Genomic DNA, 24,976 nt, shown 5'->3' on the forward strand with positions numbered 1-24,976 from the left:
GGTGTGCCATTCCTGGAGGAAGAGCCGTGGCCTATCCGGACGACCTGCTCGCCGACAACGAGCACGTCGTGGTCCATCGACATCCGCACTGGAAGATGCTGCTCATCCCGGTGCTGGTGCTGCTGGTCACCATCGGGCTCGGCCTCTACCTCGCCGCGCTCATCCAGGACCTGAGCTGGGCAGGCATCGGCTGGATCGTGCTCGGCGCGCTCGGCGTGCTGGTGGTGGTGGTCTTCGTGCTGGTGCCGCTGGTGCGCTGGCGGTCAACGCACTTCGTGGTCACCACCCAGCGGATCATGGTCCGGGAGGGCGTGGTCACCCGCACCGGCATCGACATCCCGCTGTCCCGGATCAACAGCGTCCGGTTCAAGCACGGCCTGCTGGACCGGGTGCTCGGCTGCGGCACCCTGATCGTGGAGTCCGCCTCGGACGAACCACTGGAGTTCGACGACATCCCCGGCGTGGAACGCGTGCACACCCTGCTCTACCGAGAGGTCAACGATGACCCTGACGACGACTTCGTCCGCAATCGTCAACCGCGTGAGGACGGCCGCTGATGGGCGCGCGTGAGGTGGGGCTGCCGAGCACGGTGCTGCCGGTCAACACCGAGGACCTGCCCGGCCGGGTGACCATCTGGGAGGTCGGCGCCCGCGACGGGCTGCAGAACGAGCAGAGCGCGGTGCCGGTCGAGGTGAAGCTGGAGTTCCTGGACCGGCTGGCCGACAGCGGCCTGTCCGTGCTGGAGGCGACCAGTTTCGTGCACCCCAAGTGGGTGCCGCAGCTGGCCGACGCCGAGGACCTGCTGGCCGGGCTGACCCGCCGCCCGGACGTGATCTACCCGGTGCTGGTGCCCAACGAACGCGGCCTTGACCGCGCGCTGGCCGCCGGGGTGGACCACATCGCGATCTTCGGCAGCGCCACCGAGACCTTCGCCCAGCGCAACCTCAACAGCAGCCTGGACGTGCAGTTCGCCATGTTCGACCCGGTGGTCACCAGGGCGCTGGAAGCGGACATGTCGGTGCGCGGCTACGTCTCGATGTGCTTCGGCGACCCGTGGGAGGGCCCGGTCCCGGTGCAGCAGGTGGTCGAGGTCGGCCGCCGGATGCTGGAGATGGGCTGCTGGCAGCTCTCCCTCGGCGACACCATCGGGGTGGCCACGCCGGGGCATGTGGAGGCGGTGCTCGGCGGCTTCATCGAGGCCGGGGTCGACCCGTCCATGCTCGCGGTGCACTTCCACGACACCTACGGGCAGGCGCTGGCGAACTCGTTGAGCGCGCTCTACTGCGGAGTGTCCACAATAGACTCATCAGCCGGTGGGCTTGGTGGTTGCCCGTACGCGGAGTCGGCCACCGGCAACCTGGCCACCGAGGACCTGGTGTGGATGCTGGACGGCATGGGCATCGAGCACGGGGTCGACCTGGACAAGCTGGTCGCCACCAGCGTGTGGATGGCCGAGCGGCTTGGCCGGCCGAGTCCGTCCCGGGTGGTGCAGGCACTGGCCAAGTGACGCCGGAAACCGAGTGGCTGGACGGGTTTCCGGTGCTGGCCTGGCAACTCGACCGGCCCTGGCTGGCCATCTCCTCCGCGGTACTCGGCGGTGGCCTCGGCGAGCGGGACTGGGTGCTCAACGCGACCGTGCCCACCGGCTACGACCGCACCGACCCGGAAGTCCACTGTGCACAGATGGCGGAGCGGATCGGCTTGTCCGGCAACGGAACCGCGTTGCTGACCGCGGTGGACGTGCGGCACGCGGTGCTCAGCGAGGGCGCGGGGGTCAGCGTCACCGCGACCACCGGGGTCGGTCAGCCGCTGTGGGCGGCCTCGGCCGAACCGCCGGTGTGGTTGCCGCCGCCGGGCACCATCAACGTGGTGGGCTGGCTGCCGGTGCGGCTGACCGAGGGCGCGCTGGTGAACGCGGTGGCCACGGTGGCAGAGGCCAAGGCGCAGGCGCTGGTGCAGGCCGGTATCGAGGGCACCGGGACCTGTACGGACGCCACGGTGCTGCTGTGCCCGGCGGATGGCCACGCGGAACGGTACGGCGGGCCGCGTTCGCTGATCGGGTCGGCGCTGGCGCAGGCCGTGCACACCGCGATCAGCACCGGGCTGCGGCTCACGGCGGGGGAAGCTCGGTTCGGCTCGTGATGCCGAGCTTGCGGTAGGCGCTGCTCAGGTGCAGTTCCACGGTCCGGCGCACCACGAACAGCCGGGCCGCGATCTCCCGGTTGCTCAGCCCGTGCGCGGCCAGGTTGGCCACCCGCAACTCCGTCGGTGTCAACGCTTCCAGGCCGCTGTGCGCCTGCCGCCGGGGCCGGGCGCCGGAGACCCGGAGTTCGGCCCTGATCCGCCGGTCCACCACGGTCGCCCCGCACTGCTGGGCCAGCGCGCCTGCCAGCCGGAGCTGGTCGCGGGCCTCGGCGAGCTGGTTGGTCTTGCGCAACGCGGTGCCCAGGTCGGCCAGTGCGCGAGCGTGTTCGAGGGGGGCCTCGGCCTCGGCGAGCACCCTGGCCGCCTCGCGCAGCAGCTCCACCGCCGCGCTGCCGCGGGCCAGCACGCCGGAGACGCGCAGCGCGCCGCCGATGGCCTGCGGGCTGCCCCAGGCGCGGGCCAGTTCCAGCTCCTCCATGGCCAGCGCCTTGGCGGTGCCGAGCCTGCCCAGGGTGGCCAGGCCGATGGCGGCGGCCGAGCGCCAGGGCACCACCGCGGGGTTGGGCATCCGCCAGGCATCCAGCCGACGGCCCGCGCAGAGCAGGTCCTCCACGCCCTCGGCCGCGGCGCCGGTGGCGATCCGCAGCCTGCCGCGACCGGCCAGCAGCCAGGCCCCGGCCAGGCCGCCGGGTAGCTGGTCGGCGGCCAGGATCTCCTCGTAGAGCCGGTGCGCGCCTTCCACATCGCCGGTCTCCGACAGCGTGTCGGCCAGCCTGGTCGCTGCGGTCACGGCCAGGCCGTGCGCGTACCGGGGGCCGAAGCGGACCAGCGCGTTCAGGCAGGCGCGGGCGTCGTCGCGGCACTGGGTGAGCCTGCCCAGCCGGTAGCCGACCTCGGTGCGCACGGCCAGTGCGAAGGCCAGGTCCGCCGGTGAGCTGGCGGCGTCGAAGAGCCGGTCGGTCTCCTCGGCGGCGGCCGCGTTGGCCCCGGCGATGGTGAGTGCGAGCGCGGTGGCCGGACCGGCCAGCAGCGCGGTGTCCGCCTCGGCACTGGCCCAGGTCAGCACCTGGTCGCGTTCGGACCCGGCCAGGATGGCACGCACGCTCCACAGCACCGGCGGCAGTTCGGCGCCGGCCTCGGGGGTGAGCCGGGCCGCGGCGGTGGAGGAGTGCAGCAGGGCCAGCAGGGCCTCGCCGACCAGCAGCGCCTCGGTGACCTCGGGGTCGGCGCACTGCTCGCGCACCTCGGTCAGTACCCGCAGCCCGTCCTCGTGCCGACGGCTCAGGCAGAGCAGTCCGGCCAGCTGGCGGGCGATCTCCGCGCGTTGCGCCGGGTCGGTGCTCACGGTCAGCGCGCGGCGCAGTGCGGCCACCGCGCCCGCCACGTCCAGGTGGCTGAGCACCGAGCCGAGCCGGACCAGGATCCCGGCCCGCTGCCGGTTGCCGAGCTGTTCGCGCAGCGCGGCCCGCAGGTAGCGCACGGCGTGCCCGGTGCGGCCGGCGGTGACCGCCTCGACCGCGGCCAGTTCCAGCACCTGCGCGGCCCAGGTCTCGCCGAGTGGTCCGGCGCGCAGCAGTTCGGCGCCGACCTGTTCCGCGCCCGCGCCCCTGGCGTGCAGCAGCCGGGCCGCGCCGCCGTGCACGTGCTGCCGGGCCTCCTGGCTCAGATCGGCCGCCGCGGCCGCCCGGACCAGTGGCTGGCGCAGCGACACCTGGTCCCGCCGCCAGTTCAGCAGCCCGGCCTCGGTGAGCGCGTCGGCCAGCCGGGCGGCCCGCTCCGGGGACAGCCCGCGGATGGCGCCTGCCAGGTCCAGCTCGACCTCGTCGCCCAGTGCGGCCAGGGTGCCCGCGAGTTCGGCGGCGCCCGGTCCGAGTTCGGCCAGCACCAGCCGCAGCCAGCTCACGATCTCCGCCGGCGGCCGCTCCAGCAGCGCGCGCACCGTGCTCACCGTTGGCGGCACGCCGCCCTGGCGCAGTCCGCGCAACAGGGCGTGCACCAGGAACGGGTTGCCCGCGGTGGCCGCGTGACAGGCCGCGCCGACACCCTCGGCCACCGGCACCCCGAGCAGCGCGCCCGCGATCGTGGTGACGTCCGGGATGGACAGTCCGTCCAGGACGATGTGGTGCGCGAACCGGTCGGCCAGATCGGCCGGCCACACCTCGGCCGGCGCGGTGGTGCCCAGCACCAGCACGCGTTCGCCGCCGATCCGGCGCAGCAGGTAGGCCAGCCAGCGGGCCGAGGCGGTGTCCGCCCAGTGCAGGTCGTCGATGGCGATGACCAGCGGGCGTTTCTCGCTGAGCCCCACCGCGACCCGGTACAGCTCGTCCACTGCGTCATAGCCCAGGTACCGGGTCTCGTGCCGCCCCAGTGAGCGCACTGCGGCGGCGGGCACGCCGGGGGCGCGGCCGCCCGCGCTGACCGAGGTCAGTTCCCGGCCGCGGTCGATCTCCTGGCCGAGCAAACGTTCGGAGAACAGTTGGCGCAGCAGGCAGAGCGGGAAATCCGCCTCCCACCGATCCGCGCCCGCGGCCAGCACCAGATCGCCCGCGGCCCGCGCGCGGGCCAGCACGGCGCGCAGCAGCGCGCTCTTACCGGCTCCGGCCGGGCCGCGCAGCAGCGCGCTGGTCCCGTGGCCCGCGTGCGCCAGGGAGAGCAGCTCGTCGACCGCGTTCAGCTCGACCGCACGTCCGACGAGATCCACCCACTCCCTCTTTCTCTTCGCGGGCCGCCTTCAGCATGGACGCCTGATCCTCACTCAGGTTGACCCGATTGAGCGATACCTCTCGTGATCTGTCCTACCGGGAGCAGTGCAAACCCGAAACCTTTCGGACCCTGCCGAGAGGCCGCGACTTTCGCTGATGAGCAGGCTCAAAGGTGCACACGAACGAATGACCACGGATGAGTGAACGGGAGGTCCGAAGTGGCCGGTTCCACACTGCGCCTGCGCGGTCCGAGTGGCCGGGAGGTGACCGTCGGGCTGCCGGATCAGGCCCGGGTGACCGCGGTCGCGGCAGAGGTGCGGTTCGCCGGCGGCGTCTACAGCCGGGGCTTCCAGATCGGCCCACGCGGCTACCACGAGTTCGCCTGCCGGGAGGTGCTGCCTGCCACGCCGGTGGACCGGTTCCTCGGCGCCGGGCGGGAGATCGTGGTCGCGGCCACCGCCGACCGGGACACCACGGTGGTGAGCTGGCTGGGTCCCTTCCACGAGCTGCTCACCGTGTTCAGCGGTCCGGCGCCGGACCGGGAGACCCTGGTCGCGCTCTTCGCCGGACTCGACCTGGACGATCAGCCCGCTGGCCTGCGGGTGCGGGCGGTGGTCGAGCAGGTCCTGGAACGGATCACGCTCACCGTGCACGGCCGCGGCACCGTGACCATCCCCGGCCCGGAGACCGCCCGCCAGGTGCTGCCCAAGCATCGCGGCGCGGCCACCCCCGGCGGCGAGCTGTGGCGGCTGGCGCTGCCCGGCCGCACCGGCTCGGCGGACGCGCGGGATTACCTGTTCGTGCTGGCCGGACCGCGCGGTGCGGCCGAGGTGCAGCTCAGCCGGGACACCGTGGCCTCCACCGAGGAGCTGCTGGACTGGGTCGGCGGCCTGAACGTGGCCTGGGCGGGCCGTTGATGGATCCCGTGCTCGCCCTGCTGATCCTGGCCTGGGCCGCGATCGTGCTGCTGTACCTGGCGCTGGCCGCGGTGCTGCGCGAGGTGCGGCTGCTGCGCAAACAACTCACCGCGGGCCAGGCCACCGGACTCGGCGTGACCGACCTGCGGTTGCCGGACTCGGTCACCGCGAAGCTCGGCGGCCCGCGCACCGTGCTGGTCGCCGACTCCGGCTGCCCGCTGTGCCAGTTCACCGCCGCCGAACTGGCCCGGCACGCCGACCGCCCGGCCCTGCTCACCTACGAGGACCGCGCCGCCTGGCCCGAACTGCCCGAGTCGGTCGAGTTGATCACCGACCGGGACGCCTGGCAGGGCCTGGCCCACCTCAACCCGCCGATGCTGCTGTCGGTGGCCGCCGACGGCCGGATCGACTCCCTGGTCCTGCCCACCTCCGCCGCGGACGTGCTCCGCGCGCTGCGTGCCCCGGAAAGGCAGCCCTCGTGACCCTCCGCCTCGACCTCATCCCGCACGCCGACGTCGTCCCCGAGGGCGGCTACTCCTCCACCGGCGGCCTGCGCGCGCTGCGCACCCCGGCCAGCCGCCGGGGCGTGCTGCGCGGGATGGCCCTGTCCGCGCTGACCCTGGGCACCCTGTCGCTGACCTGGGGCGACCGCAAGGCGCACGCCGAGACCGGGCCGGGTGGCCTGGAGGGCTGGGACCGCAACGACTGCAAGGACGCCTACCCGCAGGGCTACGAGGAGGACAAGGACACCGGCGGCCAGTTCCGCACCGCCGCCGGCGCCTGCTTCGGCGGCGAGTTCCGCTCCAGCGAGTACTGCGCCAACGGCTGGCACCGCTCCGGCACCTTCGGCGCGGAGGTCTACGCCACCGTGAGCAGCTCGTGCAGCGGCAAGAACGCGTGGAAGTGGCGGACCCCGGACGGCCGGGTGTACCGCTGCTCCGACGGCAACCTCACGGTCACCAAGAACGGCACCACGAACACCTACTTCACCATCTGCCGAGCCCTGGTGCGATGAGCAGGCTGCTCTGGCATCCGCTCACCTCGGCGGTCCTGCTCGCGCTGGTGGCGCTGGCCGGATTCGCGCTCGACCGCGGTGGCGCCGGCTGGTCCTGGCTGGTGGTCGGCGCCGCCGCGGGCTTCGCGGTCAGCGGCTCCACCTGAAGTAAGAACTCAGCCTCGGTGCTGGCCTCGCCGGTCTGGCGGGGAGTCGCGCCCTTCGCGTTCGCGGGGGGATTGTTGCTCGGTGGGGTGCTCAGCGCCTTCGGGCTGCTGGTCCTCGGTTCGGTGCTGCGGCCGTTGCTGCCAACGGTGGTGCTCGCCGGGCTGGTCACCGGGTGGCTGATCACGTTGGTGCTGCGGGAGTTCGGGTTGCTCCGGTTCCCGTTGCCGCAGAACGCCCGGCTGGTGCCGGAGACGGTGTTCCGGCACGGCCCGGTGTTCGGCCCGCTGCAGTTCGGGCTGGAGATGGGCACCGGCATGCGCACCTACGTGACCAGCGGCCTGCCGTACGCCGCACTGGTGTTGCTGGCCCTGTTCGCCAGTCCGCTGACCGCGGTGCTCACCGGACTGGCGTTCGGGGCCGGGCGGGCCGTGATGACCTTCGGGGTCCGCCGGCACGGCCCGCCCGGCGCCTGGGACGCGGCCTGGCTCCGGCACTCCCGGTCGCTGGCCGCCTTGCTGTGCCTGGCTTTCGTGCTGGCTCAGACCAGCGTGATCGTCGGGCCCTGAGCCGCCACCAGCTCGCCGATCACCGGTGCGCCCGGCACCTCGCCCGCCACCAGCAGGCCGCCGGAGGTCTGCGCGTCGGCCAGCAGCAGGGCGTCCACTTCGGACAGTCCGGCCAGCTCGGCGTGCGGGCGCACCCAGTCCAGGTTGCGCCGGGTGCCGCCGCTGACGTACCCGGCCTCGGCGGCCGCGCGGGCTCCGTCCAGGTAGGGCACCGCGGCCGGGTCGAGCACCGCGGTGACCCCGCTGGCCCTGGCCAGCTTGTGCAGGTGGCCGAGCAGGCCGAAGCCGGTCACGTCGGTGGCACAGCGCGCGCCACCGGCCACCGCGGCCTCGGCGGCTTTGTCGTTCAACGCGATCATGGTGGCGATGGCCTGCGGGAAGACCTCGCCGGTCTGCTTGTGCCGGGTGTTGAGCACGCCGGTGCCCAGCGGTTTGGTCAGCGACAGCGGCAGGCCGGCGCGCCCGGCGTCGTTGCGCAGCATCCTGGCCAGCTCGACCAGCCCGGTCACCGCCAGCCCGTACTTGGGGTCGGCGTCGTCGATGCTGTGCCCGCCGCCGATCGGGCAGCCTGCCTTGGCCGCGATCTCCGCGCCGCCGCGCAGCACCTCGGCTGCCAGCTCCATCGGCAGCACCTCACGCGGCCAGGCCAGCAGGTTCACCGCCAGCACCGGCCGCCCGCCCATCGCGTAGACGTCGGAGAGCGCGTTGGCCGCGGCGATCCGGCCCCAGTCCGCCGCGTCGTCGACCACCGGGGTGAAGAAGTCGGTGGTGAGCACCAGGCCGCGGGTCTCGTCCAGCCGGCGCACGGCCGCGTCGTCGCCGTTCTCCGCGCCCACCACCAGATCCGGGTGCGGGGCGGCCAGGCCGGAGAGCACCGATTCCAGCTCACCTGGCGGGATCTTGCAGGCGCAGCCACCGCCGCGCGCGTACTGAGTGAGTCTCACTCACCCGATCATGGCTCGCGGGTGCCGAACATGCCGACAAAGGTGGTCCGCATGACAACCTCGGCACCCCGGTAGGCGCGTCCGGTGATCTCCACCAGCCCGAGCCGCTCCCGGCTCTTGGACCGGCGCGCGGAGATCACCTCCAGCTCGCTGCGCAGCACGTCGCCGGGGAAGACCGGCTTGGGCCACAGCAGTTCGGAGCAGCCCGGCGAGCCCTGCGAGGTGGAACCGGCCAGCACGTGGTCCACATAGGACCGCATCCACAGCGAGCTGGTGTACCAGCCGGAAGCGCACAACCCGCCCAGCACCGAGGCCGCGCCCGCGGCCTCGTCCAGGTGGAAGGGCTGCGGGTCGAAGCGCTCGGCGAAATCGAGCATCTCGTCCTTGTCGATCACGATCTCGCCGAGCTGGATGATCAGCCCTGGAGTGAGGTCCTCGAACGCGATGGCTGGCATGCCAACGATCGTGCCAGGAGAAAAACCTCGAACGAGAGGGAACCGGGAGGGGTGTTCGGCCGTCAAAGGGGTGACCTGCGTCCCACCCCTGGAGGTCTCGTGCCGACCGACCACAAGGCCCAGGTGGCCGAACTGATCGCCGACTACCGGCGCAGCCGTGACCAGCTGGGCACCGTGCAGCGCGCCTTCCGCGAGGTCAGGGAGACGGCCAGCAGTGAGGACGGCCTGGTCACGGCCACGGTCGGCCCGCGCGGCACGCTGGTCGATCTCCGGATCACCGAGAACGCCTACCAGCGCTACCGGGCGGCCGAACTGGCCCAGGTGGTGCTGCGGGTGACCGAGGCCGCCGCCGCGCTGGCCGCGGTCAGCGCCGAGCGCGCGCTGGCCCCGCTGCTGCCGGTCGACGCGGATCCGCGGGCGGTGCTCGACGGCAGCGGCGATCTCACCGAGGCGGAGCTGAACCTGCGGCCGCCGCGGGCCGATGAGGACTTCGAACAGCAGAACTGGCTGCGTGCGGGAGGAGAGCGGTGAGCGGGTTCCGGGTAGAACACGAGCGGCTCAGCCGGGCCGCCGGGGACTTCGACGACTACGGCGACCGGGCCGGGACCATCGCCACCGAACTGGAGCGGGCCCTGACCGAACAGGGCGAGTGCTGGGGTTCGGACGCGGTGGGCCGCAACTTCGCCCGGACCTACCTGCCGGACGCGGAGGCGACCTTGAAGGCCCTCGGCGACCTGCCGGAGGCACTGGTGGCGGTCAGCGGCAAGCTCGCGGACACCGCCGAGGAGTACCGGAGCAGCGAACGGGACGCCGAGCAGAAGCTGAAACTCACCTGAGTCCAGGTGGGCGCCGGGAAGTCGGGGAGAGGACGGTATGGGGATCGAGCTACCGCCGGAGGTGGCCCAGGTCGCCAAGGCGCTGCGGGTGCAGTGGCCCAAGGGCGATGAGGACAAGATGCGGCTGGCCGCCAAGGCCTGGCGCGCGGCCGGTGACGGGGTCACCCGGCTGTCCACCGAGACCGACGCGGTCGCCCAGCATGCCTTGCAGGCGGCCAAGGGGGACGCGGCCGAGTCGGCCAGGAAGCACTGGAACGGCTTTGTCGCCGCGGACACCGGCCGGATGCCCGCCATCGCCAAGGGCTGCCTGCGGGCCGCCCAGCGCCTGGAGCACGCGGCCACCGAGATCGCGGCCACCAAGACCAAGATCATCGCAGAGCTGCTGAAGCTGGTCCGGCAGAGCGAGGTCGCCCAGCTGCTGGCCTCCGAGGGCGGCCTGGAGGCACTCGCCTCGGGCAACTCCCAGGCCAGCAGCGCACTGGCCAACCTGACCAGCCTGACCGACAAGCTCGCGGGCACCGTGGTGCTCGGCGGCGACGGCTCGGTGGAGTCCGACGCCTACCCGGTCACCGGCCCCGGCGCCAGGGACGGGAAGACCGGCTACCAGGTCGACCCGGCCACCGGCTGGCTGCTGGACCCGAAGAGCGGTCGACTGATCCACCCGGAAAGCGGCAACCTGCTGGGCATGCCAGGTGAGTACGTGCGTGACGGCGAGGGCAACCTCGTCTACCAGAACTCCGGCCAGCCGGTGGACCTGGCCAAGGTGCTCCAGCCACGGGACGGCGAGTTCCCGCTCCCCGGCGGGGCAGCGGGCGCGCCCCCGGCCGCCGCACCCGGCACCCTGCCCGGCCTGCCGACGGATCCGCGTCAGCCGGACCCCGGCCGCGCTGGCGACCACGAGCAGCCCTCCTTCGGCCCGCAGCCGGGCAAGGGCGCGCCGCCGCCCTACTACGACCCGAGCCCACGGACCGGCCCGATCGAGCTGCCCAGACAGCCCCAGCCCGGCCCGCCGGCTCCGCCGCCGGTCTACTACGACCCCACGCCGACCCCGGTGCACAACGCACCGGCCAAACCGGCCCCGAACCAGGTCCAGCTCTCCTGGGCGGGTTCGCCGGAACCAGTCGCCGCACCGCCCGCCGCGCCGGCCCCGGTGACCGCGGCCCCCGGGCCGCCCCCGCCACAGCCGCCACCCAACTTCCAGCAGTTCGGACCGGGTGCGCCCGCCGCACCGCTGGCGCCGCCCCCGGCCGCGCCGCCCGCCGCCCAGCCGATCGCCGGACCAGGTCACTCCGCCGTCGGCGCCCCGCACGCGGGCGCCGGTGCTGGTGCCGCCGCCGGTGTCGCGCCGGTGCCGGTGCACGGCGGGCGTGGTGGCGTCGGGATGGACGGCGGGTTCGGCCCGAACAAGGACTGGCGCGGGGTCCGCCCCGGCGCCGGGTACCTGGACATGGCTCCCGGCGTGCAGCCGATCGTCGAACCGGACCGCCCGGTGGCCGCCAAGGTCCCGCTCCCGGCCCGCAAGGACGACGAGCTGGCCCTGTTCCTGGTGCACCTGTTCCCGTTGGGACACCTGCCACGGCCGGCCAACCGCCCGGACCGCCAGCTGCCGAGGCCGCGCGCCGAACTGGACTACGCCGCCGGTCTGCGCTTCGCCCCGCACGACCATCCCCAGTCCGGGCTGATCACCGGCTACCCGGTCGCGCCGGTGCCGCGCACCCCCGGCCTGGCCGCCGACCACCCGGCCGTGCTGGCGCTGATCCCGGACTACGACCCGCTCGGCGGCCAGCACGAACGCGACTGGGACCGCCGCTTCCTGGCCCGCGCGGCCAGTGCTGACCGGCCTGCCGAGTACGCCTGGCCGCCTGCCGAGCTGTGCCCGGAGGGCGGGGTCGACCCGGACGGGGCTGAGCCGATCGTGCTCTCGGTCGGCTCCGTCGTGGACCGCTTCGGCCCCCGGGACGGCCGGGTCTTCGCCGTGGACGGCACCCCGTTCACCGAACGCGGCCTGCCGCCGGAGCTGATCGGCCTCGGCTACCACCGGTTCCAGGTGGCCCGCGAGCTGCCGGTGTGGCGCACGGTGGCCGCGCCGTGGTTCGGTCAGGCCGGCGGCGGGGTCCGGTTCCGGGCCACCCACTCCGTCGCCGAACTGCTCGCCCTGGGATTCCTGGTCGAACTGGGAGAGGAAGTCAACGCGTGAACGCCGAGTCGATCGGGGAATGGCTGCGTGCGCTGGGGGTGCCGCCGCAGGTGGTGTCCATCGGCGCGGAGGCCGACAACGCCTGGTGCCTGCTGCGCGACGAGGTCGCCGACGAGGAGGGCCAGTTCGGCTGGGAGGTCTTCTGGCGTGAACAGGGCAACCGCTACGACTGGGCCCGCTTCTCCAACGAGCAGGTGGCCTGCTTCTACCTGTTCGGCAGGCTGACCTGGGCGCAGGTGTCCCGAGGGGCATTGGGAGTCGTGCAGCAGGTGCCGTGACATCGGCGTGCCCCGCGCGGGTGTTCTCGCCATGGGGAGCCGGTGGCAGCGGGTGCGAACCGGCGCGGCTCTCCGCCGCACCGGCCGCTCCGGCGGCGCTGACCGGTCTCAGCGGAACGCGGCGATATTGCGGGCGGCCCAGTCGGCGAAGGAACGCGGGTCGCGGCCGAGGACCTGTCGCACGTCCGGACTGACCCGAAGCTCGGCCGGGTTCGGGGAGCTGAGGATGTCCAGGGTGTCATCGGCGAGTTCGGCAGGCATGCTCTGGGTCATGGTGGCCTTGGCCTGCTCGCGGGTGAGTTCGTGAAACCGCACTGGCGAGCCCAGCGCGGCGGCGATGACCTCCGTCTGCCGGCGCGGCGTGATCACCTCCGGTCCGGTCAGCTCGTACACGCCGCGGGTGTGCCGGTCATCCAACAGGCAGGCCGCGGCGACCTCGGCGATGTCCGCCGGGTCGATGATCGGCACCCCGGTGTCGCCGAAGGGCGCGGCGACGACCTGTCGCGCGCGGATGGACTCGGCCCACCACAGGGCGTTGGAGGCGAAGCCGCCCGGCCGCAGGATGGCCCAGTCCAGGCCGGACTCCCGCAGCACGTCCTCCAGCGCGCTCAGCGCGATCCGCGTCGTGCCGAAAGGCCTGGTCGCCACGCCCAGTGAGGAGAGCAGGACGACCCGGCGGACCCCGCTCGCCGCGGCCTGGCCGATGATGTCGGCCGGGCTGGCCCCGGCCGCGTGCAGGTCGCCGGACAGCAGCAGGAACAACGCCTTCGCCCCGGCCAGCGCGGGCTCGAGGCCTGCCGGGTCGGCCAGGTCGGCCACCACATGGCGGACGCCGTCGGGCACCGCCGCGGCGTGCCGCGACACCGCCGTCACCTGCCGGCCGGCCTCGGCCAGCGCCCGCGTCAACGGCTGGCCCACATTCCCGGTAGCCCCGGTTACCACGATCATGAACAGCTCCTTCGTCCGATGTCCGCTGTGGGCACGACGCTAGGAGCTGAGCTAACTCTCGGTAAGGACATACCTTGAGGTAAGCTCAGTACATGACGGGAGGCGCGCAGCTCACACCGGCCGAGGCGGGTACGCGGTATGAGGTGTTTCACACCGACTGCCCCGCACGCGAGGTGGTCGACCACGTGACCAGCAGGTGGGGCATCTGGGTGCTGATCTCCTTGCGGAGCGGCGACCTCCGGTTCTACGAGCTGCGCGAGAGCATCCAGGGCATCAGCGAGAAGATGCTCGCCCAGACCCTGCGCGCGCTGGTCAAGGACGGCCTGGTCTGGCGAGAGGTCGAGCCGACGACACCGCCCCAGGTCACCTACGGGCTGACCGAGTTCGGCCGGGACCTCGGCGAGCCGCTGGCGGAGCTGTTCGACCGGATCACCCGGCGGCTGCCGCCGCGCGAGTTGGGATAGCGCGGCGAGGGCCTGGTGCGACTGGTCCGTATCCGCCGCCCGTGGCGGGAAAGGCTCGCCGCGATCACCTGGCGAGCTGGTCCAGCGCCGGCTGGTGCAGCAGCCCGTTGCTGGTCAGCACGCTGCCGCCGGTGTAGTCGGGCTTGCCGGACAGGTCGGTGAACCGGCCGCCCGCCTCCTCCACCAGCACCTGCGCCGCGGCCACGTCCCACGGGTTCACGATGGCCTCCGCGGCCAGGTCGATGACACCCTCGGCCACCAGGCAGTGCTGCCAGAAGTCGCCGAAGGCCCGGTTCTCCCAGCAGGCGTCCACCAGCCGCAGGTAGGCCTCCCGCGAGTGGTACTCCACCCAGGAACCCAGGTGCGTGGTGGACAGGTAGGCATCCGCCAGCTCGCGCACGCCGGAGACGGCCAGCCGCTGCGGCTCGCCACCGGTGGGCGCGGCCCAGGCCCCGGCGCCGCGGGCCGCCCACCAGCGGCGGTGCAAGGCGGGGGCGCTGATCACGCCGAGGACCGGGCGGCCGTCCTCGACCAGGGCGATCAGGGTGGCGTAGGCGGGCACGCCGCGCAGGAAGTTCTTGGTGCCGTCGATCGGGTCCAGCACCCAGACCCGGCCCGCGCCGGTGTCGGTGCCGCCGCGTTCCTCCCCTGCCACCTCGTCGCCGGGGCGTTCGGCGGTCAGCACGGCCCGGATGGCGTCCTCGACGGCCAGGTCGGCGTCGGTGACGGGGGTCCGGTCCGGTTTGCGCTCGACCACCAGGTCGCGGGCGCGGAAGCGGTCCAGGGTGATCGAGTCGGCGGTGTCGGCCAGGCGCAGCGCGAGATCAAGATCCGCGGAATACGTGGTCACGCCGATGAGCCTAGGCTGGTGCCGTGAGTGTGGTGCTGCTGGCTGAGGACGACCCCGCGATCGCCGACCCGTTGTCCCGCGCGTTACAGCGTGAGGGCTACGCGGTGCACGTGGTCGCGGACGGGGTCAGCGCGCTGGAGGCGGCCAGCAACGGCGAGGTCGACCTGCTGGTGCTGGACCTCGGCCTGCCCCGGCTGGACGGCCTGGAGGTCTGCCGCAGGCTGCGCGCGAACGGGCGGGGCATCCCGGTGCTCATGCTCACCGCGCGTGCCGACGAGGTGGACTTCGTGGTCGGCCTGGACGCCGGCGCCGACGACTACGTGGCCAAACCGTTCCGGCTGGCCGAGCTGATGGCCCGGATCCGGGCCCTGCTGCGCCGCCGTTCGCCGGGCACGCTGGAGGCCAGCGGCGTCCGGCTGGACCTGGCCGCGCGCCGGGTGCTGGTGGACGGGCACGAGGTCACCCTGGCCAACAAGGAGTTCGAGCTGCTGCGGGTGCTGATGCAGCGGGCAGGCCAGGTGGTCAGCAGGGACGAGATCCTGGAAGAGGTCTGGAACGACCCCGAACTGCGCGGCAGCAAGACCCTGGACATGCACATCTCCTGGCTGCGCCGCAAGATCGGGGACACCCAGGGCGGCAACACCGAACGCCGGATCGCCACCGTGCGCGGCGTCGGCTTCCGGTTCAACAGCGACTAGGAGCGGAGGGGTGCCGGTGCGTCGCCGAATCCTCCAGTCCACCCTGCTGGCGGTGGCGGTGACCGGGGTCGCCCTCGGGCTGCCGCTGGGGTACACGGCGCTGACCGTGGTGCACGACGTGACCCACCGGGACCTGGCCAACCGGGCCCGGCAGATCGCCGCGGTGCTGGACAGCCAGCTCGCCGAGCGCAGGCAGATCGACATGGCCGCGGTGGACGTGCTGCGGCCGGAGGGCGGGCAGGTCAGGGTCACCGGGCTGTCCTCAGGCGACCGGACGCTGGGCACCAGCCCTGGGCCGGACGAGATGAGCGAGTCGGTGCCGATGGCCCAGCACGGCCAGGTGACGGTGGCCGCCAGCGCCGCGCCGCTGCGCACCGACCAGCTGGAGGTCGCCGGGGTGGTGACCCTGCTGGTGGTGCTCTCGGTCGGCATCGGCGCGACGGTGGCCACGGTGACCGCGCGCCGGCTGGCCGAGCCGCTGCGGCACGTCGCCGACCGGGCCGCCCGGCTGGGCGCCGGTGACTTCCGGCCCGATCCGCGGCGCTACCGGATAAACGAACTGGACAAGCTGGCCGAGGCGCTGGACACCTCGGCCTCGGCACTGGCCCAGCTGCTGCAACGGGAGCGGGAGCTGATCGGTGACGTCTCGCACCAGCTGCGCAGCAGGCTGACCGCGATGCAGCTGCGGCTGGAATCGCTGGCCATGCACGCCGAGGAGGCCACCGCCGAGGACGCCAACGCCGCCCTTGAGCAGTCCGAACGCCTCTCCACGGTGCTGGACGAGCTGCTGGCCGCCGCGCACGCGGCCCGCGCGGTGGACGCCGAACCGGTGGACCTCGCCTCGCAGTTGCCGATCATGGTCCAGGAGTGGCGGGCCTCGCTGCGCCAGCACGGCCGCGCGTTGCGGCTGCGCGCGCCCAACGGGCTGCTGGCCAGGGCCACCCCGTCCCGGCTGCGCGAGACCCTTGGCGTGCTGCTGGACAACGCGTTGCGGCACGGCGGCGGCACCGTGCACGTGAGCGCCCGGCGCGGCGACGCGATGATCGTGGTGGAGGTCACCGACGGCGGTGGCGGGGTGCCGGAGGACCTGGCCGCGCACATCTTCGAGCGTGGCGTCTCCGGCGGCGGCTCGACCGGCGTTGGCCTGGCGCTGGCCAGGGCGCTGGTGGAGGCCGACGGCGGGCGGCTGGAACTGTCCGTGCCGCGCACGGCCACCTTCAGCATCTTCCTGCCGGTGCCGCGCGCCGACGACGTGCCCGACCTGCGCTGGCCGACCGAGGCCAGCCCGCGCTGAGCCTCAGGAGTGGCCGAGCTGCTCTTCGTCCTCATCGGTGCGCTTGGGCGCGCTCCGCCGGACCTTGCCACTGCCGTTGCCGTTGGTCGCGGTCCCGTTGGCCGCGAGGTCGGTGACCACCGGCTCGCCGACCTGGTAGGTCTTGTGCGGGCGCACGCCCTCCTCCGGGAAGACGAACTTCCGGAAGGCCCACCAGCGGAACAGCATGCCGATCAGCACGCCGCCGATCTGGCCGATGAAGAAGTCGCCCAGCTCCTGGGAGAGCAGGCTCACGTCCGGGTAGCGCAGGTCCAGCACGTACCGGGAGAAGGCCAGCGGGGCCGTGTAGATGCCCACCGCGATGCCGCTGACCAGGAAGTACAGCGCGGCCTCGTGCTGCTTCTCGCGGCCGCCTCGGGTGCGGAAGGACCACTCCCGGTTGAGCACGTAGGAGACGATGGTCGCCATCAGCACCGCGATGCCCTTGGCGATCAACGGCTTGGTCTCCAGCACCGTCAGCTTGAGGCCGTAGAAGATGCCGCTGTCGATGAGGAAGGTCGTTCCGCCCACCAGGGCGAACTTCAGCAGCTCACGGTGCTTGAGCAGGTGCCGCCGCAAGCCCTGCGGCAGCATTCCGAGCACGGTCTCCACTACGGCCACTCCGGCAGTCTACGGATCCCGTTCACCCGGTTGGCCTCAGCGCAGCGGAACGGACCGCTCCTCCGCACTGGCGAGGCGCTTCTCCGCGCGGACGGTGCGGATGATGGTGTGCACCTCGGGCTTGCTCGGCGTGGCGGCCTTGGGCGCGGGGAAGACGAACTTCCGGAAGGCCCAGTAGCGGAACACCATCGCCAGCAGGGTGCCCAGGATCAGGCCGCTGAGGAAGTCCGACATCTCCTGCACGGCCCAGCTGACGTGCGGCTCCTCCAGGAACAGCGCGTACCTGGCCACCCACATCGGCGCCGAGCTGATCACCACGCCGACGCCGCTGATCAGGAAGTACAGCGCGGCCTCGTGGTGCCGCTCGCGGCCGCCGCGGGTGCGGAAGGACCACTCCCGGTTGAGCACGTAGCCGACCACGGTGGCCACGATCACGCCGATCGCCCGCGCGGTCACCGGCTTGGTGTCCAGGATCGTCCACTTGAGGCTGTACATCACCACGGTGTCGACCAGGAAGGTCGCGCTGCCGACCACGGCGAAGCGGAACATCTCCCGGTTCTGCCGAATCCAGTCGCGGTATCGCGGGGGCAATTTGGCGAACACGGCTTCGGCTGCGAACACCCGGGGGAGTTTAGAGATCGACGATCACACCCCCCGATCGGCCCGTGCCTTATTCACCAACTAACGGCCGGGTTTGCCGGGTTTGTCAGTGACACTCCCGGCCGACACGCCAGATCAACACTCCGGCAGCAGCCAGGACAGCCACGGCGGCAGCGTCGGCTTGCACGTCGGCGGTGGCGGCGCGGAGGTCGTGGTGCGGGCCGGGGAGGTCGGTTTGGGTGGCTGCACCGGCTTGGTCGACGGCGGAGCGGCGGGCGGTGGCTGGGTGCTCGGCTGCTCGGAGTTGCCCGGCTCCCGGCCGCTCGTGGTCGGCTTCCGGCTGCTCGGCGTGGTCGGTTTCACCGGAGTCGTGGTGGTCGTGGTCGGCGTGGTGGTGCCGGGCACCGGCGGGTTCGGCGGGCGGTCCGGGTCGACCGGGCCGGGGTGCTCGCGGATGTGGATGGGCACCGTGATCTCGGCCTTGGCCTCGCCGAGGGTGCCGCTGACCCGCGCCTCGTCCTTGATCACGCCGAGCGAGGTGAGCCAGGTGCGGAACACCACCCGCTCGCCGGGCTTGAGCCTGCCGGTGCAGGTCACCACGTTGCCGAAGCCCTTGCAGTGCTTGGTCCAGGCGAAGGACACGGTTCGCTCGGGCAGCGTGATGGTCACCGTCAGCGGCGCCTCCCTGGTGCCCCGGTTGATCGCGGTGACATCCATCCTGATCGGCCACCACCAGCCGTGGTGCCAGGTCTCCGCGCGCAGTTCGAGGGCGTCGTTCTGCTTGACCCGCACGGTCACCTCGGACAGCGACAGGCTGATGCTCGCGCCCGCGTTCACGTTGCCGGTGATCCGCCCCGGCTGCACGTCCGGCCCGGCGCTGAGCCGGAACCCGAAGGTCACCGACTCACCCGGCTCCAGCCCGCGGCCGGTGACACAGGAGATCTTGCCGGTGCCGCCCTGGCAGCTGATGCCGATGGCCTTGGCGCCCTGGGCGAGCACGCCGGTGCGGGCGAAGCGCTGCCCGGCGCCGGGCACCTCGGCCAGCACACCCGGCGGCAGGTTCAGCGCCGCGGTGACCGGCTCGGACACCCCGGTGCCGCTGTTGCGCACGGTCACCGGCAGGTCGACCGGGGCGCCCCCGGGGGTGAGCTGCACCGGCTCGCTGGGCGCGGAGGCGGACAGCGCGGGGGTCGGCGCGGGCGGCGGCGGGGTGGTCGTCGGCGGCGGGGGCGGCGGTGGGGGCTGGCTCGGCTGGGAGCTGGGCGGCGGCTGCGAGGGTGGCGGCGGCTGCGGGCTGGGCGGCGGCGGAGGCTTGGGGGTTGGCTGGGCCGGGCTGGGCACCACCACCGAACTGCTCGACGGCGGTGCGGCCACCGGCGGGCTCTGCGGGGACTCGCCGGCGGCCAGCGCGACCGCGACCGCGGCCACCACGGCCGCCGCCGAGGCCCCGGTGGCCAGGAACTGCCGGGGAACCGAACTGGCCGCCCCGGCCATGCCACCCGCGCCACCGGCCGCGGCGCCCGCGGTGACCGCGACCGCGGCCACGCCAGCCGCCTTGGCCGCGGTGGCCGAGAGCGCCAGGTAGGCCATGACCGCGCCACCGAGCACCAGCGGGGCGATGAACACCCGCATGGCCCCGTTCACATCGTGCAGCTCAGCGGCCAGCGCCCGGCAGTTCGCGCAGGTGTCCAGGTGCGCCTCGACCTGCGCGGTCTCCCGCTTGGACAGGCCGTCGCGGGTCCACGCGCCGAGCCGGTCCACGGTGGCCCGGCACTGCTCCTCGGCCACCGAGTCCAGGTGCACCTGCAGGTAGGCCTGGCGCAGGCCCTCGCGGGCCCGGTAGGCCAGCGCGGAGACGCCGTTGGCGGTCAGTCCCAGGATCGGCGCGATCTCGGCCGGGGACTGCTGCTCGACCTCGGTGTGCCAGAGCACGGCCTGCCAGCGCTCGGGCAGCCGGGCGAAGGCCTTGGCGGCCAGGGTCTTCTCCAGCCCGGCGACCGCGGTGTCGGTGAAGGGCACCCCGGAGTCGAAGGCGGCCACGTCGTCGGAGACCTGGACCTTCTTCTCCCGGCGGGACCGGTCGTAGGCGTTGTGCCGCAACGCGGTCAGCAGGTAGGCGCGGAAGGCCGCGTCCGGGCCCTTGCCCGCCCGCAGCGTGTCCAGGACCTTGGCGAAGGCGTCCGACACCAGGTCGTCGGCCTCGCCGGGGGAGCGCGACATCTGCCGGGCCAGGTTGTAGGCGGCCGACACGTGCCGCTCGTACAGCAGGGCGTAGGAGTCCATCGAACCCGAGCGCACCGAGTCGATCAGCTCCGCGTCACTGGGACCCTGTACCTCGTCCTGAACTGTTGCCACGCCCGTCCTCCATGTGTGGCGCACGACATCGCACCGGCTGCTCCGATGTCGCCCACCTGGTGTGCTCGCTCAGTGTGACGGAACGGTTTGTGCTTCGTCACCTCGAACGGCGTCACGAAGAGGTGTCTGGCGCGTCACCGCATCGGAGCAGAACCAGGGGCCTTTCGAGAAGGAGACCGATCGAGCGTGAGTGTGCGTGAGGTGGCGCCCCGGCCCAGCCGCGGTGGCAGCGACGCGGACCTGCGTGCACTGCGCTCGCGGTGGCGGACCGCGAGCCTGGCCGCCGGCTGGCCGTTCCCCGCTGACTGGACCCTGCCCGAGGTGGACGCGGTCTGCCGGGCCGTGGTCGAACACGGGGATGTGGCATCCGCGCTGATCAGACTGGGGCACCGGCGGGCAGAGGCCGGGGCCAGCCTGGCCGAGACACTGCAGGATCTGGCCGCGCTGCACGCGGTGCTGGAGGCCCCCGACGGCCGGGACGGCATCGTCTCCGCCGACCCGGACGCGGTGCCGGCGCGGCTGCTGCGGGTGGTCGCGCTCGGCTGGGCCGAGGAGATGTCCGGCCGGGTCACCACGGCCGAGGCCACCGACGGGCTCACCGGCCTCGCCACCGCCTCCTACCTGCGCACACGGCTGCGCGAGGTCTACCACGAGGCCACCGCGGCAGGGGAGCGGACCGAGGACCGGCACGTGCTGGCCATGGTCGGCATCGACCTGAGCCAGGCCACCGGCTGGTCCCGGGTGGTGGCCATGGTGCTGGTCGCCGACGTGCTACGCCTGGTGTTCAACCGGGGCGAGACTCTGGCGGTCGTGGGTCCCTCGGTTGGAGCAGTACTCACTCGGCGTGATCAAAGATTGCCTTTGCGACTGGCCACCGCCCGCTGGTTGGTGGAGCAACGGTTGGCGGCCGACCCGGATCTGGAGGGCAGCGTGCCGTTGCGGGTGTGGCTGGAGGCGCTGCCACCCACCCATCAGGCGGCCTGCGACCTCGTCAACGACCTCGGTCGCGGCTGACCTGCCCCGCTGCACTAGGCTGACCTGCCCGTGGACCCCCGAACCGGCACCCCAGTAGTTGGCATGGTCGGCGGCGGACAGCTCGCGCGGATGACTCACCAGGCGGCGATCGCCCTCGGTCAGTCGTTGCGGGTGCTCGCCGTCTCCGAGGCCGATCCCGCCGCGCTTGTCGCGCGGGACGTGCAGATCGGCACGCACACCGATCTTGAGGCCCTGCGCAGTTTCGCCAAGGGCTGCGAGGTGCTGACCTTCGACCACGAGCACGTGCCTGCCGAGCACCTGCACGCGCTGGTCGCCGAGGACGTCACCGTGCACCCCGGCCCTGACGCGCTGATCTACGCCCAGGACAAGCTCAGGATGCGGGTCAAACTGCGTGAGCTGGACGTCCCGGTGCCGCCGTTCACCGAGGTCACCGAGGTGGCCGAGGTGCTGCGCTTCGGCGCCGAACACGGCTGGCCGTGCGTGCTCAAGGCCGTCCGCGGCGGCTACGACGGGCGTGGCGTGTGGATGCTCAACACCCCGCAGAGCGCCGAGCGCACCGTGCCCGAGCTGCTGGCCGCGGGCACCCCGCTGATGGTCGAGCAGTGCGTGCCGATGCGTCGCGAGCTGGCCGCGCTGATCGCCCGCTCGCCGTTCGGGCAGGGCGCGGCCTGGCCGGTGGTGCAGACCGTGCAGTCCGACGGCATCTGCGTCGAGGTGCTCGCGCCGGCCCCCGACCTGTCCGAGGCACTGGCCCAGCAGGCCCAGGAGCTGGCACTGCGGATCGCGGCCGAGCTGGGCGTGGTCGGCGTGCTCGCGGTGGAGCTGTTCGAGACCGCGGACGGCGTGCTGGTCAACGAGCTGGCCATGCGCCCGCACAACTCCGGCCACTGGACCATGGACGGGGCAGGCACCTCCCAGTTCGAGCAGCACGTGCGCGCCGTGCTGGACTACCCGCTGGGCCTGACCGACCTCAAGGCCCCCGCGGTGGTGATGGCCAACGTGCTGGGCGCCCCCGCGCCGCCGAAGATGGGCGTTGACGAGCGGATCCACCACCTGTTCGCCCGGTTCCCGGAAGCGCGGGTGCACCTCTACGGCAAGGCGGAGCGGCCCGGTCGCAAGGTCGGGCACGTCAACGTGCTCGGCCAGGACCTGGCCGAGACGCGCAGGCGGGCCACGCTGGCCGCGCACTGGCTCTCGCACGGCGAGTGGACCGACGGATACGACGTGCACGGAGGGAACTGACGTGGCACCGCAGGTTGGCGTGATCATGGGAAGCGATTCGGACTGGCCGGTCATGCAGGCCGCCGCCGAGGCGCTCACCGAGTTCGAGGTGGCCCACGAGATCAGCGTCGTCTCGGCGCACCGCACCCCGCAGCGCATGCTCGACTACGCCCGCGAGGCGGCTGGCCGCGGCCTCAAGGTGATCATCGCCGGCGCGGGCGGCGCGGCGCACCTGCCCGGCATGGTCGCCTCGGCCACCGCACTGCCGGTGATCGGCGTGCCGGTGCCGCTGAAGTACCTGGACGGGATGGACTCGCTGCTCTCCATCGTGCAGATGCCCGCGGGCATCCCGGTGGCCACCGTGTCGGTGGCGGGCGCGCGCAACGCGGGCCTGCTCGCGGTGCGCATCCTGGCCTCGCACGACGAGTCGCTGCGGGTCAGGGTGGAGAAGTTCCAGGCCGACCTGGAGGCCATGGTGCTGGACAAGGACGCGAAGCTGCGGGAACGCATCGCTCAGGGTTCGTAGGTGGCGAACTCCGTCAGCAGGGCCTCCTGCTGACGGAGTGCCGTCGAGGCGGCCTCCCCGCGTTCCACCGCGACCGCGGTGGCCAGCGCCTGCACCAGGCTGGTCAGCGCGGTCACCGAGCGCAGCAGCCCCGCCCCGGCCATATCGGCCAGGAACACCGCGTCGGCCAGTCCGGCCAGTGGTGAGGCGGCGGTGTCGGTGAAGGCCACCGTGGTGGCGCCGACGGCCTTGGCGTGCCGCACCGCGCGCACCGTGTCCGCGGCGTAGCGGCGCAGCGAGACCGCGATGAACACATCCCGAGGGTCCAGCCGCCGCAGCTTGTCGGTGAGCGTGCCCGGCCCAGGGGTGACCAGCGTGACGTCCTGGCACACCAGATCCAGCTGATAGCCAAGCAAATAGGCCACGGTGTGCGACTTCCGCAGCCCCATCACGTGCACCCGCCGCGCCCGCGCGATCGAGGCCACCGCCAGCCGCCACGCCGCCGGATCAACCTGGGCGAAGGTACGGGCCAGGTTCTGCCGGTCCAGTTCGGCGGCCCGCTCCAGCACGCTGTCCCCGTCCAGCGCGTCGAACCGCCGGACCAGTTGCGCCTGCCCCGACAGGTGCGCCCGGCACAGCTTCACCAGCGCCGGATACCCGGAAAGCCCACACCGCTGGGCGAACCGCACCACGGTCCCCTCGGTCACCCCCACCGCCCCGGCCAGCTCCGCGGCGGTCTGGAAGGCCACGCCCTCGGGGTCGGCGAGCACCCGCTCGGCCAGCGTGCGCTGGGCCGGGCTCAGCTCGGCGGTGCGCAGCAGGGCGGTCAGTTCAGCGAAGGTCTCCATGGCCCTTTCCGGTCAGTTCCGCGACGGCCGTGCCCAGCCGCGCCAGTGCTTCGGCGATCCAGGGCAGCCGCGCCGGATCGGTGCTGCGCAACGCGGTCCAGCGCTGCTCGTCGGTGTCGCCGTAGAGCAGGCTGGTGGCCAGCCGGAACCGCAGCCCCCGCGGATCATCACCGAAGGCCGAGCCCGGCAGCACGCCGATCCGGTAGCGCTCCAGCAGCAACTCGGCGAGATCCGCCGCGCCGCCCAGCCCGGCCCCGCTGCCCGCCGCGTCCCGGTCCGCCCTGCTGCTCGCATTTCCTCGTGCCGCTTCCAGATCCGGGTACAGGTAGAAACCCCCGCCCGGCGCGGGACAGCCGGCCCCCGCCGCGAGCACCGTCTCGTAGGCCGCCCGCACCACCGCCCGGTGCAGCCCCAGCCCGGCCGCGACAAAGGCCCGCACCGGTTCCGGCTCGGCCAGCACGTAGGCCGCCGCGACCTGCACCGGCGTGGTCGGGTTCGACCAGATCTCACTGGCCACCCCGATCAGCCGCGCGGTCAGCTCCGCCTCCGGCAACCGGCAGACCCCGAGCCGCCAGCCGCCCAGCGCGGTCGCCTTGCTCAGCCCGGTGGTCACCACGGTCCGCTCCGGGATGATCTCCGCCGGACTGAGCACCGAACCCGGCTCGTGCGCGAGATCCCGGTAGATCTCATCGGAGATCACCATCAGCCCGTGCTCGGCCGCGATCTCGCACACCGCCCGGACCGTCGAGGCCCCGGCCAGCGCCCCGGTCGGGTTGTCCGGCAACGTCAGCACCAGGATCCCCGGCCGCAGCCCACGTGCCCGCGCCGCCACCAGCGCCGGTCCGAGCAACGCCGGATCCGGCACCCCGCCCGAGCCCTCGGGCACCGGCACCCACACGACCTCCTTGCCCAGCAACGAAGCCTGCGCCGCGTAGCTCACCCAGCTCGGCCGCGGCAGCACCACGTCGCCGGGCAGCACCGACAGCAACGCGTGCAGCAGCGGTTTGCTGCCCGGCCCGGCCACGATCTGGCCGGGCGCGGTGGGCAGGCCGCGGCGGTCGAAGTACCCGGCCGCGGCGGCGCGGAGTTCGGGGATGCCCGCGGTGGGGCCGTAGGAGTTGCGCCCGGCGGCCGCGGCGAGGGCGGCGGCGATCTCCGGCGCGACCGGCAACCCGGCCTCCCCGAAGGCCAGGTGGGTCACTGGCACGCCATTGGCGCGCAGGGCCTGGATGCGTTCGTTGGTGGCGAGCGTCGCGGACTGGGTCAGCATGGCCAGCACGCTACAAAGATTGCTGAGGATTCAGTGGATCCTGCAAGTTCTCTTGCATCCGGGGTGGGCGAGGGCACAGGGCGCAC

Annotated in this window: 28 protein-coding genes; 18 read left to right on the forward strand and 10 right to left on the reverse strand. The window is 73.0% G+C overall.

Annotated features, from left to right (window positions below; translation table 11 throughout):
* Positions 1-26: 26 nt before the first annotated feature.
* The 3 genes from HNR67_RS09460 to HNR67_RS09470 are packed head-to-tail and all read left to right on the forward strand — an operon-like array spanning position 27 to position 2,142.
* Positions 27-557: a PH domain-containing protein gene (locus HNR67_RS09460; protein WP_185001682.1), complete on the forward strand. Its 531-nt coding sequence runs from the start codon at positions 27-29 to the stop codon at positions 555-557.
* Positions 557-1,507, forward strand: coding sequence for a hydroxymethylglutaryl-CoA lyase (locus tag HNR67_RS09465; RefSeq protein ID WP_185001683.1), 951 nt, complete (start codon positions 557-559; stop codon positions 1,505-1,507). Before HNR67_RS09460 ends, HNR67_RS09465 begins: the two co-directional genes overlap by 1 nt.
* On the forward strand, positions 1,504-2,142 hold the full coding sequence (locus HNR67_RS09470) for an adenosylcobinamide amidohydrolase (RefSeq protein WP_185001684.1): 639 nt from the start codon (positions 1,504-1,506) through the stop codon (positions 2,140-2,142). The genes HNR67_RS09465 and HNR67_RS09470 overlap by 4 nt, the downstream gene beginning before the upstream one ends.
* On the opposite strand, the gene HNR67_RS46155 is transcribed toward HNR67_RS09470, so the two are convergent.
* On the reverse strand, positions 2,111-4,846 hold the full coding sequence (locus HNR67_RS46155; RefSeq protein WP_185001685.1) for an ATP-binding protein: 2,736 nt from the start codon (positions 4,844-4,846) through the stop codon (positions 2,111-2,113). The two genes, HNR67_RS09470 and HNR67_RS46155, sit on opposite strands and share 32 nt — an antisense overlap.
* Before the next feature lie 219 nt (positions 4,847-5,065).
* Here HNR67_RS46155 and HNR67_RS09480 point away from each other — a divergent pair, with 219 nt between their 5' ends.
* Genes HNR67_RS09480 through HNR67_RS09500 form a run of 5 tightly spaced genes read left to right on the forward strand, consistent with a single transcriptional unit; the run spans position 5,066 to position 7,492 of the window.
* Positions 5,066-5,764, forward strand: coding sequence for a hypothetical protein (locus HNR67_RS09480; protein ID WP_185001686.1), 699 nt, complete (start codon positions 5,066-5,068; stop codon positions 5,762-5,764).
* Entirely contained in the window at positions 5,764-6,246 is a 483-nt protein-coding gene (locus HNR67_RS09485; RefSeq protein ID WP_185001687.1) for a hypothetical protein, read from the forward strand. Before HNR67_RS09480 ends, HNR67_RS09485 begins: the two co-directional genes overlap by 1 nt.
* A complete protein-coding gene (locus HNR67_RS09490; protein ID WP_185001688.1) occupies positions 6,243-6,779 on the forward strand; it encodes a hypothetical protein in 537 nt (178 codons plus the stop codon). The genes HNR67_RS09485 and HNR67_RS09490 overlap by 4 nt, the downstream gene beginning before the upstream one ends.
* Positions 6,776-6,925, forward strand: a complete 150-nt coding sequence (locus HNR67_RS09495; RefSeq protein ID WP_185001689.1) for a hypothetical protein — start codon at positions 6,776-6,778, stop codon at positions 6,923-6,925. The genes HNR67_RS09490 and HNR67_RS09495 overlap by 4 nt, the downstream gene beginning before the upstream one ends.
* Positions 6,926-6,943: 18 nt before the next feature.
* Positions 6,944-7,492, forward strand: a complete 549-nt coding sequence (locus tag HNR67_RS09500) for a hypothetical protein (protein WP_185001690.1) — start codon at positions 6,944-6,946, stop codon at positions 7,490-7,492.
* Here the strand turns inward: HNR67_RS09500 and selD are convergent.
* Together selD and HNR67_RS09510 are read right to left on the reverse strand one after the other, a co-directional pair.
* The gene (gene selD / locus HNR67_RS09505; RefSeq protein ID WP_185001691.1) at positions 7,465-8,436 is read right to left on the reverse strand and encodes a selenide, water dikinase SelD; all 972 of its coding nucleotides are present in this window, start codon (positions 8,434-8,436) and stop codon (positions 7,465-7,467) included. The genes HNR67_RS09500 and selD overlap by 28 nt on opposite strands.
* 8 nt (positions 8,437-8,444) lie before the next feature.
* Complete coding sequence (locus HNR67_RS09510) at positions 8,445-8,891, reverse strand: MaoC family dehydratase (RefSeq protein WP_185001692.1); 447 nt, start codon at positions 8,889-8,891, stop codon at positions 8,445-8,447.
* Positions 8,892-8,990: 99 nt separating this feature from the next.
* Between HNR67_RS09510 and HNR67_RS09515 the strand changes: the two genes are divergently transcribed.
* From HNR67_RS09515 to HNR67_RS09530, 4 genes are read left to right on the forward strand one after another with little or no spacing between them, the layout of a single operon-like run.
* The gene (locus tag HNR67_RS09515; RefSeq protein WP_185001693.1) at positions 8,991-9,422 is read left to right on the forward strand and encodes a YbaB/EbfC family nucleoid-associated protein; all 432 of its coding nucleotides are present in this window, start codon (positions 8,991-8,993) and stop codon (positions 9,420-9,422) included.
* Positions 9,419-9,727, forward strand: coding sequence for a WXG100 family type VII secretion target (locus HNR67_RS09520; protein WP_185001694.1), 309 nt, complete (start codon positions 9,419-9,421; stop codon positions 9,725-9,727). Before HNR67_RS09515 ends, HNR67_RS09520 begins: the two co-directional genes overlap by 4 nt.
* Before the next feature lie 37 nt (positions 9,728-9,764).
* Positions 9,765-11,924 carry a TNT domain-containing protein gene (locus HNR67_RS09525; RefSeq protein WP_185001695.1) on the forward strand — a complete coding sequence of 720 codons (2,160 nt, stop codon included), beginning with the start codon at positions 9,765-9,767 and terminating at the stop codon, positions 11,922-11,924.
* A complete protein-coding gene (locus HNR67_RS09530; protein ID WP_185001696.1) occupies positions 11,921-12,202 on the forward strand; it encodes a hypothetical protein in 282 nt (93 codons plus the stop codon). Before HNR67_RS09525 ends, HNR67_RS09530 begins: the two co-directional genes overlap by 4 nt.
* Before the next feature lie 108 nt (positions 12,203-12,310).
* Here HNR67_RS09530 and HNR67_RS09535 read toward each other — a convergent pair whose 3' ends face one another.
* Complete coding sequence (locus HNR67_RS09535) at positions 12,311-13,150, reverse strand: SDR family oxidoreductase (protein WP_185001697.1); 840 nt, start codon at positions 13,148-13,150, stop codon at positions 12,311-12,313.
* A gap of 92 nt (positions 13,151-13,242) precedes the next feature.
* Here HNR67_RS09535 and HNR67_RS09540 point away from each other — a divergent pair, with 92 nt between their 5' ends.
* Positions 13,243-13,614, forward strand: coding sequence for a winged helix-turn-helix transcriptional regulator (locus tag HNR67_RS09540; protein WP_185001698.1), 372 nt, complete (start codon positions 13,243-13,245; stop codon positions 13,612-13,614).
* A gap of 64 nt (positions 13,615-13,678) precedes the next feature.
* Here the strand turns inward: HNR67_RS09540 and hisN are convergent, their stop codons facing one another.
* On the reverse strand, positions 13,679-14,470 hold the full coding sequence (gene hisN, locus HNR67_RS09545) for a histidinol-phosphatase (RefSeq protein ID WP_185010415.1): 792 nt from the start codon (positions 14,468-14,470) through the stop codon (positions 13,679-13,681).
* Between the two features lie 17 nt (positions 14,471-14,487).
* Between hisN and HNR67_RS09550 the strand changes: the two genes are divergently transcribed.
* Positions 14,488-15,162, forward strand: a complete 675-nt coding sequence (locus HNR67_RS09550; protein WP_185001699.1) for a response regulator transcription factor — start codon at positions 14,488-14,490, stop codon at positions 15,160-15,162.
* Between the two features lie 16 nt (positions 15,163-15,178).
* Positions 15,179-16,456 carry a sensor histidine kinase gene (locus HNR67_RS09555; protein WP_185001700.1) on the forward strand — a complete coding sequence of 426 codons (1,278 nt, stop codon included), beginning with the start codon at positions 15,179-15,181 and terminating at the stop codon, positions 16,454-16,456.
* A gap of 3 nt (positions 16,457-16,459) precedes the next feature.
* Here the strand turns inward: HNR67_RS09555 and HNR67_RS09560 are convergent, their stop codons facing one another.
* From HNR67_RS09560 to HNR67_RS09570, 3 genes are all read right to left on the reverse strand, one after another.
* Positions 16,460-17,095, reverse strand: a complete 636-nt coding sequence (locus HNR67_RS09560) for a GtrA family protein (protein ID WP_407645122.1) — start codon at positions 17,093-17,095, stop codon at positions 16,460-16,462.
* A 36-nt stretch (positions 17,096-17,131) separates the two neighbouring features.
* Positions 17,132-17,716, reverse strand: a complete 585-nt coding sequence (locus tag HNR67_RS09565; RefSeq protein WP_312986871.1) for a GtrA family protein — start codon at positions 17,714-17,716, stop codon at positions 17,132-17,134.
* Between the two features lie 114 nt (positions 17,717-17,830).
* Positions 17,831-20,050 (reverse strand): sigma-70 family RNA polymerase sigma factor, encoded by a 2,220-nt coding sequence (locus HNR67_RS09570; RefSeq protein WP_185001701.1) that lies wholly within the window; start codon positions 20,048-20,050, stop codon positions 17,831-17,833.
* 186 nt (positions 20,051-20,236) lie between these two features.
* On the opposite strand from HNR67_RS09570, the gene HNR67_RS09575 reads away from it, so the two are divergent.
* The 3 genes from HNR67_RS09575 to purE are packed head-to-tail and all read left to right on the forward strand — an operon-like array spanning position 20,237 to position 22,793.
* Positions 20,237-21,064, forward strand: a complete 828-nt coding sequence (locus HNR67_RS09575; RefSeq protein WP_312986873.1) for a GGDEF domain-containing protein — start codon at positions 20,237-20,239, stop codon at positions 21,062-21,064.
* 30 nt (positions 21,065-21,094) lie between these two features.
* Positions 21,095-22,288 carry a 5-(carboxyamino)imidazole ribonucleotide synthase gene (locus tag HNR67_RS09580; RefSeq protein WP_185001702.1) on the forward strand — a complete coding sequence of 398 codons (1,194 nt, stop codon included), beginning with the start codon at positions 21,095-21,097 and terminating at the stop codon, positions 22,286-22,288.
* A gap of 1 nt (position 22,289) precedes the next feature.
* Positions 22,290-22,793: a 5-(carboxyamino)imidazole ribonucleotide mutase gene (gene purE / locus HNR67_RS09585; protein WP_312986876.1), complete on the forward strand. Its 504-nt coding sequence runs from the start codon at positions 22,290-22,292 to the stop codon at positions 22,791-22,793.
* Here the strand turns inward: purE and HNR67_RS09590 are convergent.
* Entirely contained in the window at positions 22,781-23,620 is an 840-nt protein-coding gene (locus tag HNR67_RS09590) for a MurR/RpiR family transcriptional regulator (protein ID WP_185001703.1), read from the reverse strand. The genes purE and HNR67_RS09590 overlap by 13 nt on opposite strands.
* Positions 23,604-24,890, reverse strand: coding sequence for a pyridoxal phosphate-dependent aminotransferase (locus tag HNR67_RS09595; RefSeq protein WP_185001704.1), 1,287 nt, complete (start codon positions 24,888-24,890; stop codon positions 23,604-23,606). Before HNR67_RS09595 ends, HNR67_RS09590 begins: the two co-directional genes overlap by 17 nt.
* Between the last annotated feature and the right edge of the window lie 86 nt (positions 24,891-24,976).

The organism is Crossiella cryophila, from assembly GCF_014204915.1.
Classification (GTDB): domain Bacteria; phylum Actinomycetota; class Actinomycetes; order Mycobacteriales; family Pseudonocardiaceae; genus Crossiella; species Crossiella cryophila.

Excerpts from the sequence above, each read along its gene's own strand:
- HNR67_RS09465 (WP_185001683.1), top strand. The coding sequence starts at position 557 with ATGGGCGCGCGTGAGGTGGGGCTGCCGAGCACGGTGCTGCCGGTCAAC.
- HNR67_RS09485 (WP_185001687.1), top strand. The coding sequence starts at position 5,764 with ATGGATCCCGTGCTCGCCCTGCTGATCCTGGCCTGGGCCGCGATCGTG.
- HNR67_RS09495 (WP_185001689.1), top strand. The coding sequence starts at position 6,776 with ATGAGCAGGCTGCTCTGGCATCCGCTCACCTCGGCGGTCCTGCTCGCG.
- HNR67_RS09510 (WP_185001692.1), bottom strand. The coding sequence starts at position 8,891 with ATGCCAGCCATCGCGTTCGAGGACCTCACTCCAGGGCTGATCATCCAG.
- HNR67_RS09525 (WP_185001695.1), top strand. The coding sequence starts at position 9,765 with ATGGGGATCGAGCTACCGCCGGAGGTGGCCCAGGTCGCCAAGGCGCTG.
- HNR67_RS09535 (WP_185001697.1), bottom strand. The coding sequence starts at position 13,150 with ATGATCGTGGTAACCGGGGCTACCGGGAATGTGGGCCAGCCGTTGACG.
- HNR67_RS09540 (WP_185001698.1), top strand. The coding sequence starts at position 13,243 with ATGACGGGAGGCGCGCAGCTCACACCGGCCGAGGCGGGTACGCGGTAT.
- HNR67_RS09590 (WP_185001703.1), bottom strand. The coding sequence starts at position 23,620 with ATGGAGACCTTCGCTGAACTGACCGCCCTGCTGCGCACCGCCGAGCTG.
- HNR67_RS09595 (WP_185001704.1), bottom strand. The coding sequence starts at position 24,890 with ATGCTGACCCAGTCCGCGACGCTCGCCACCAACGAACGCATCCAGGCC.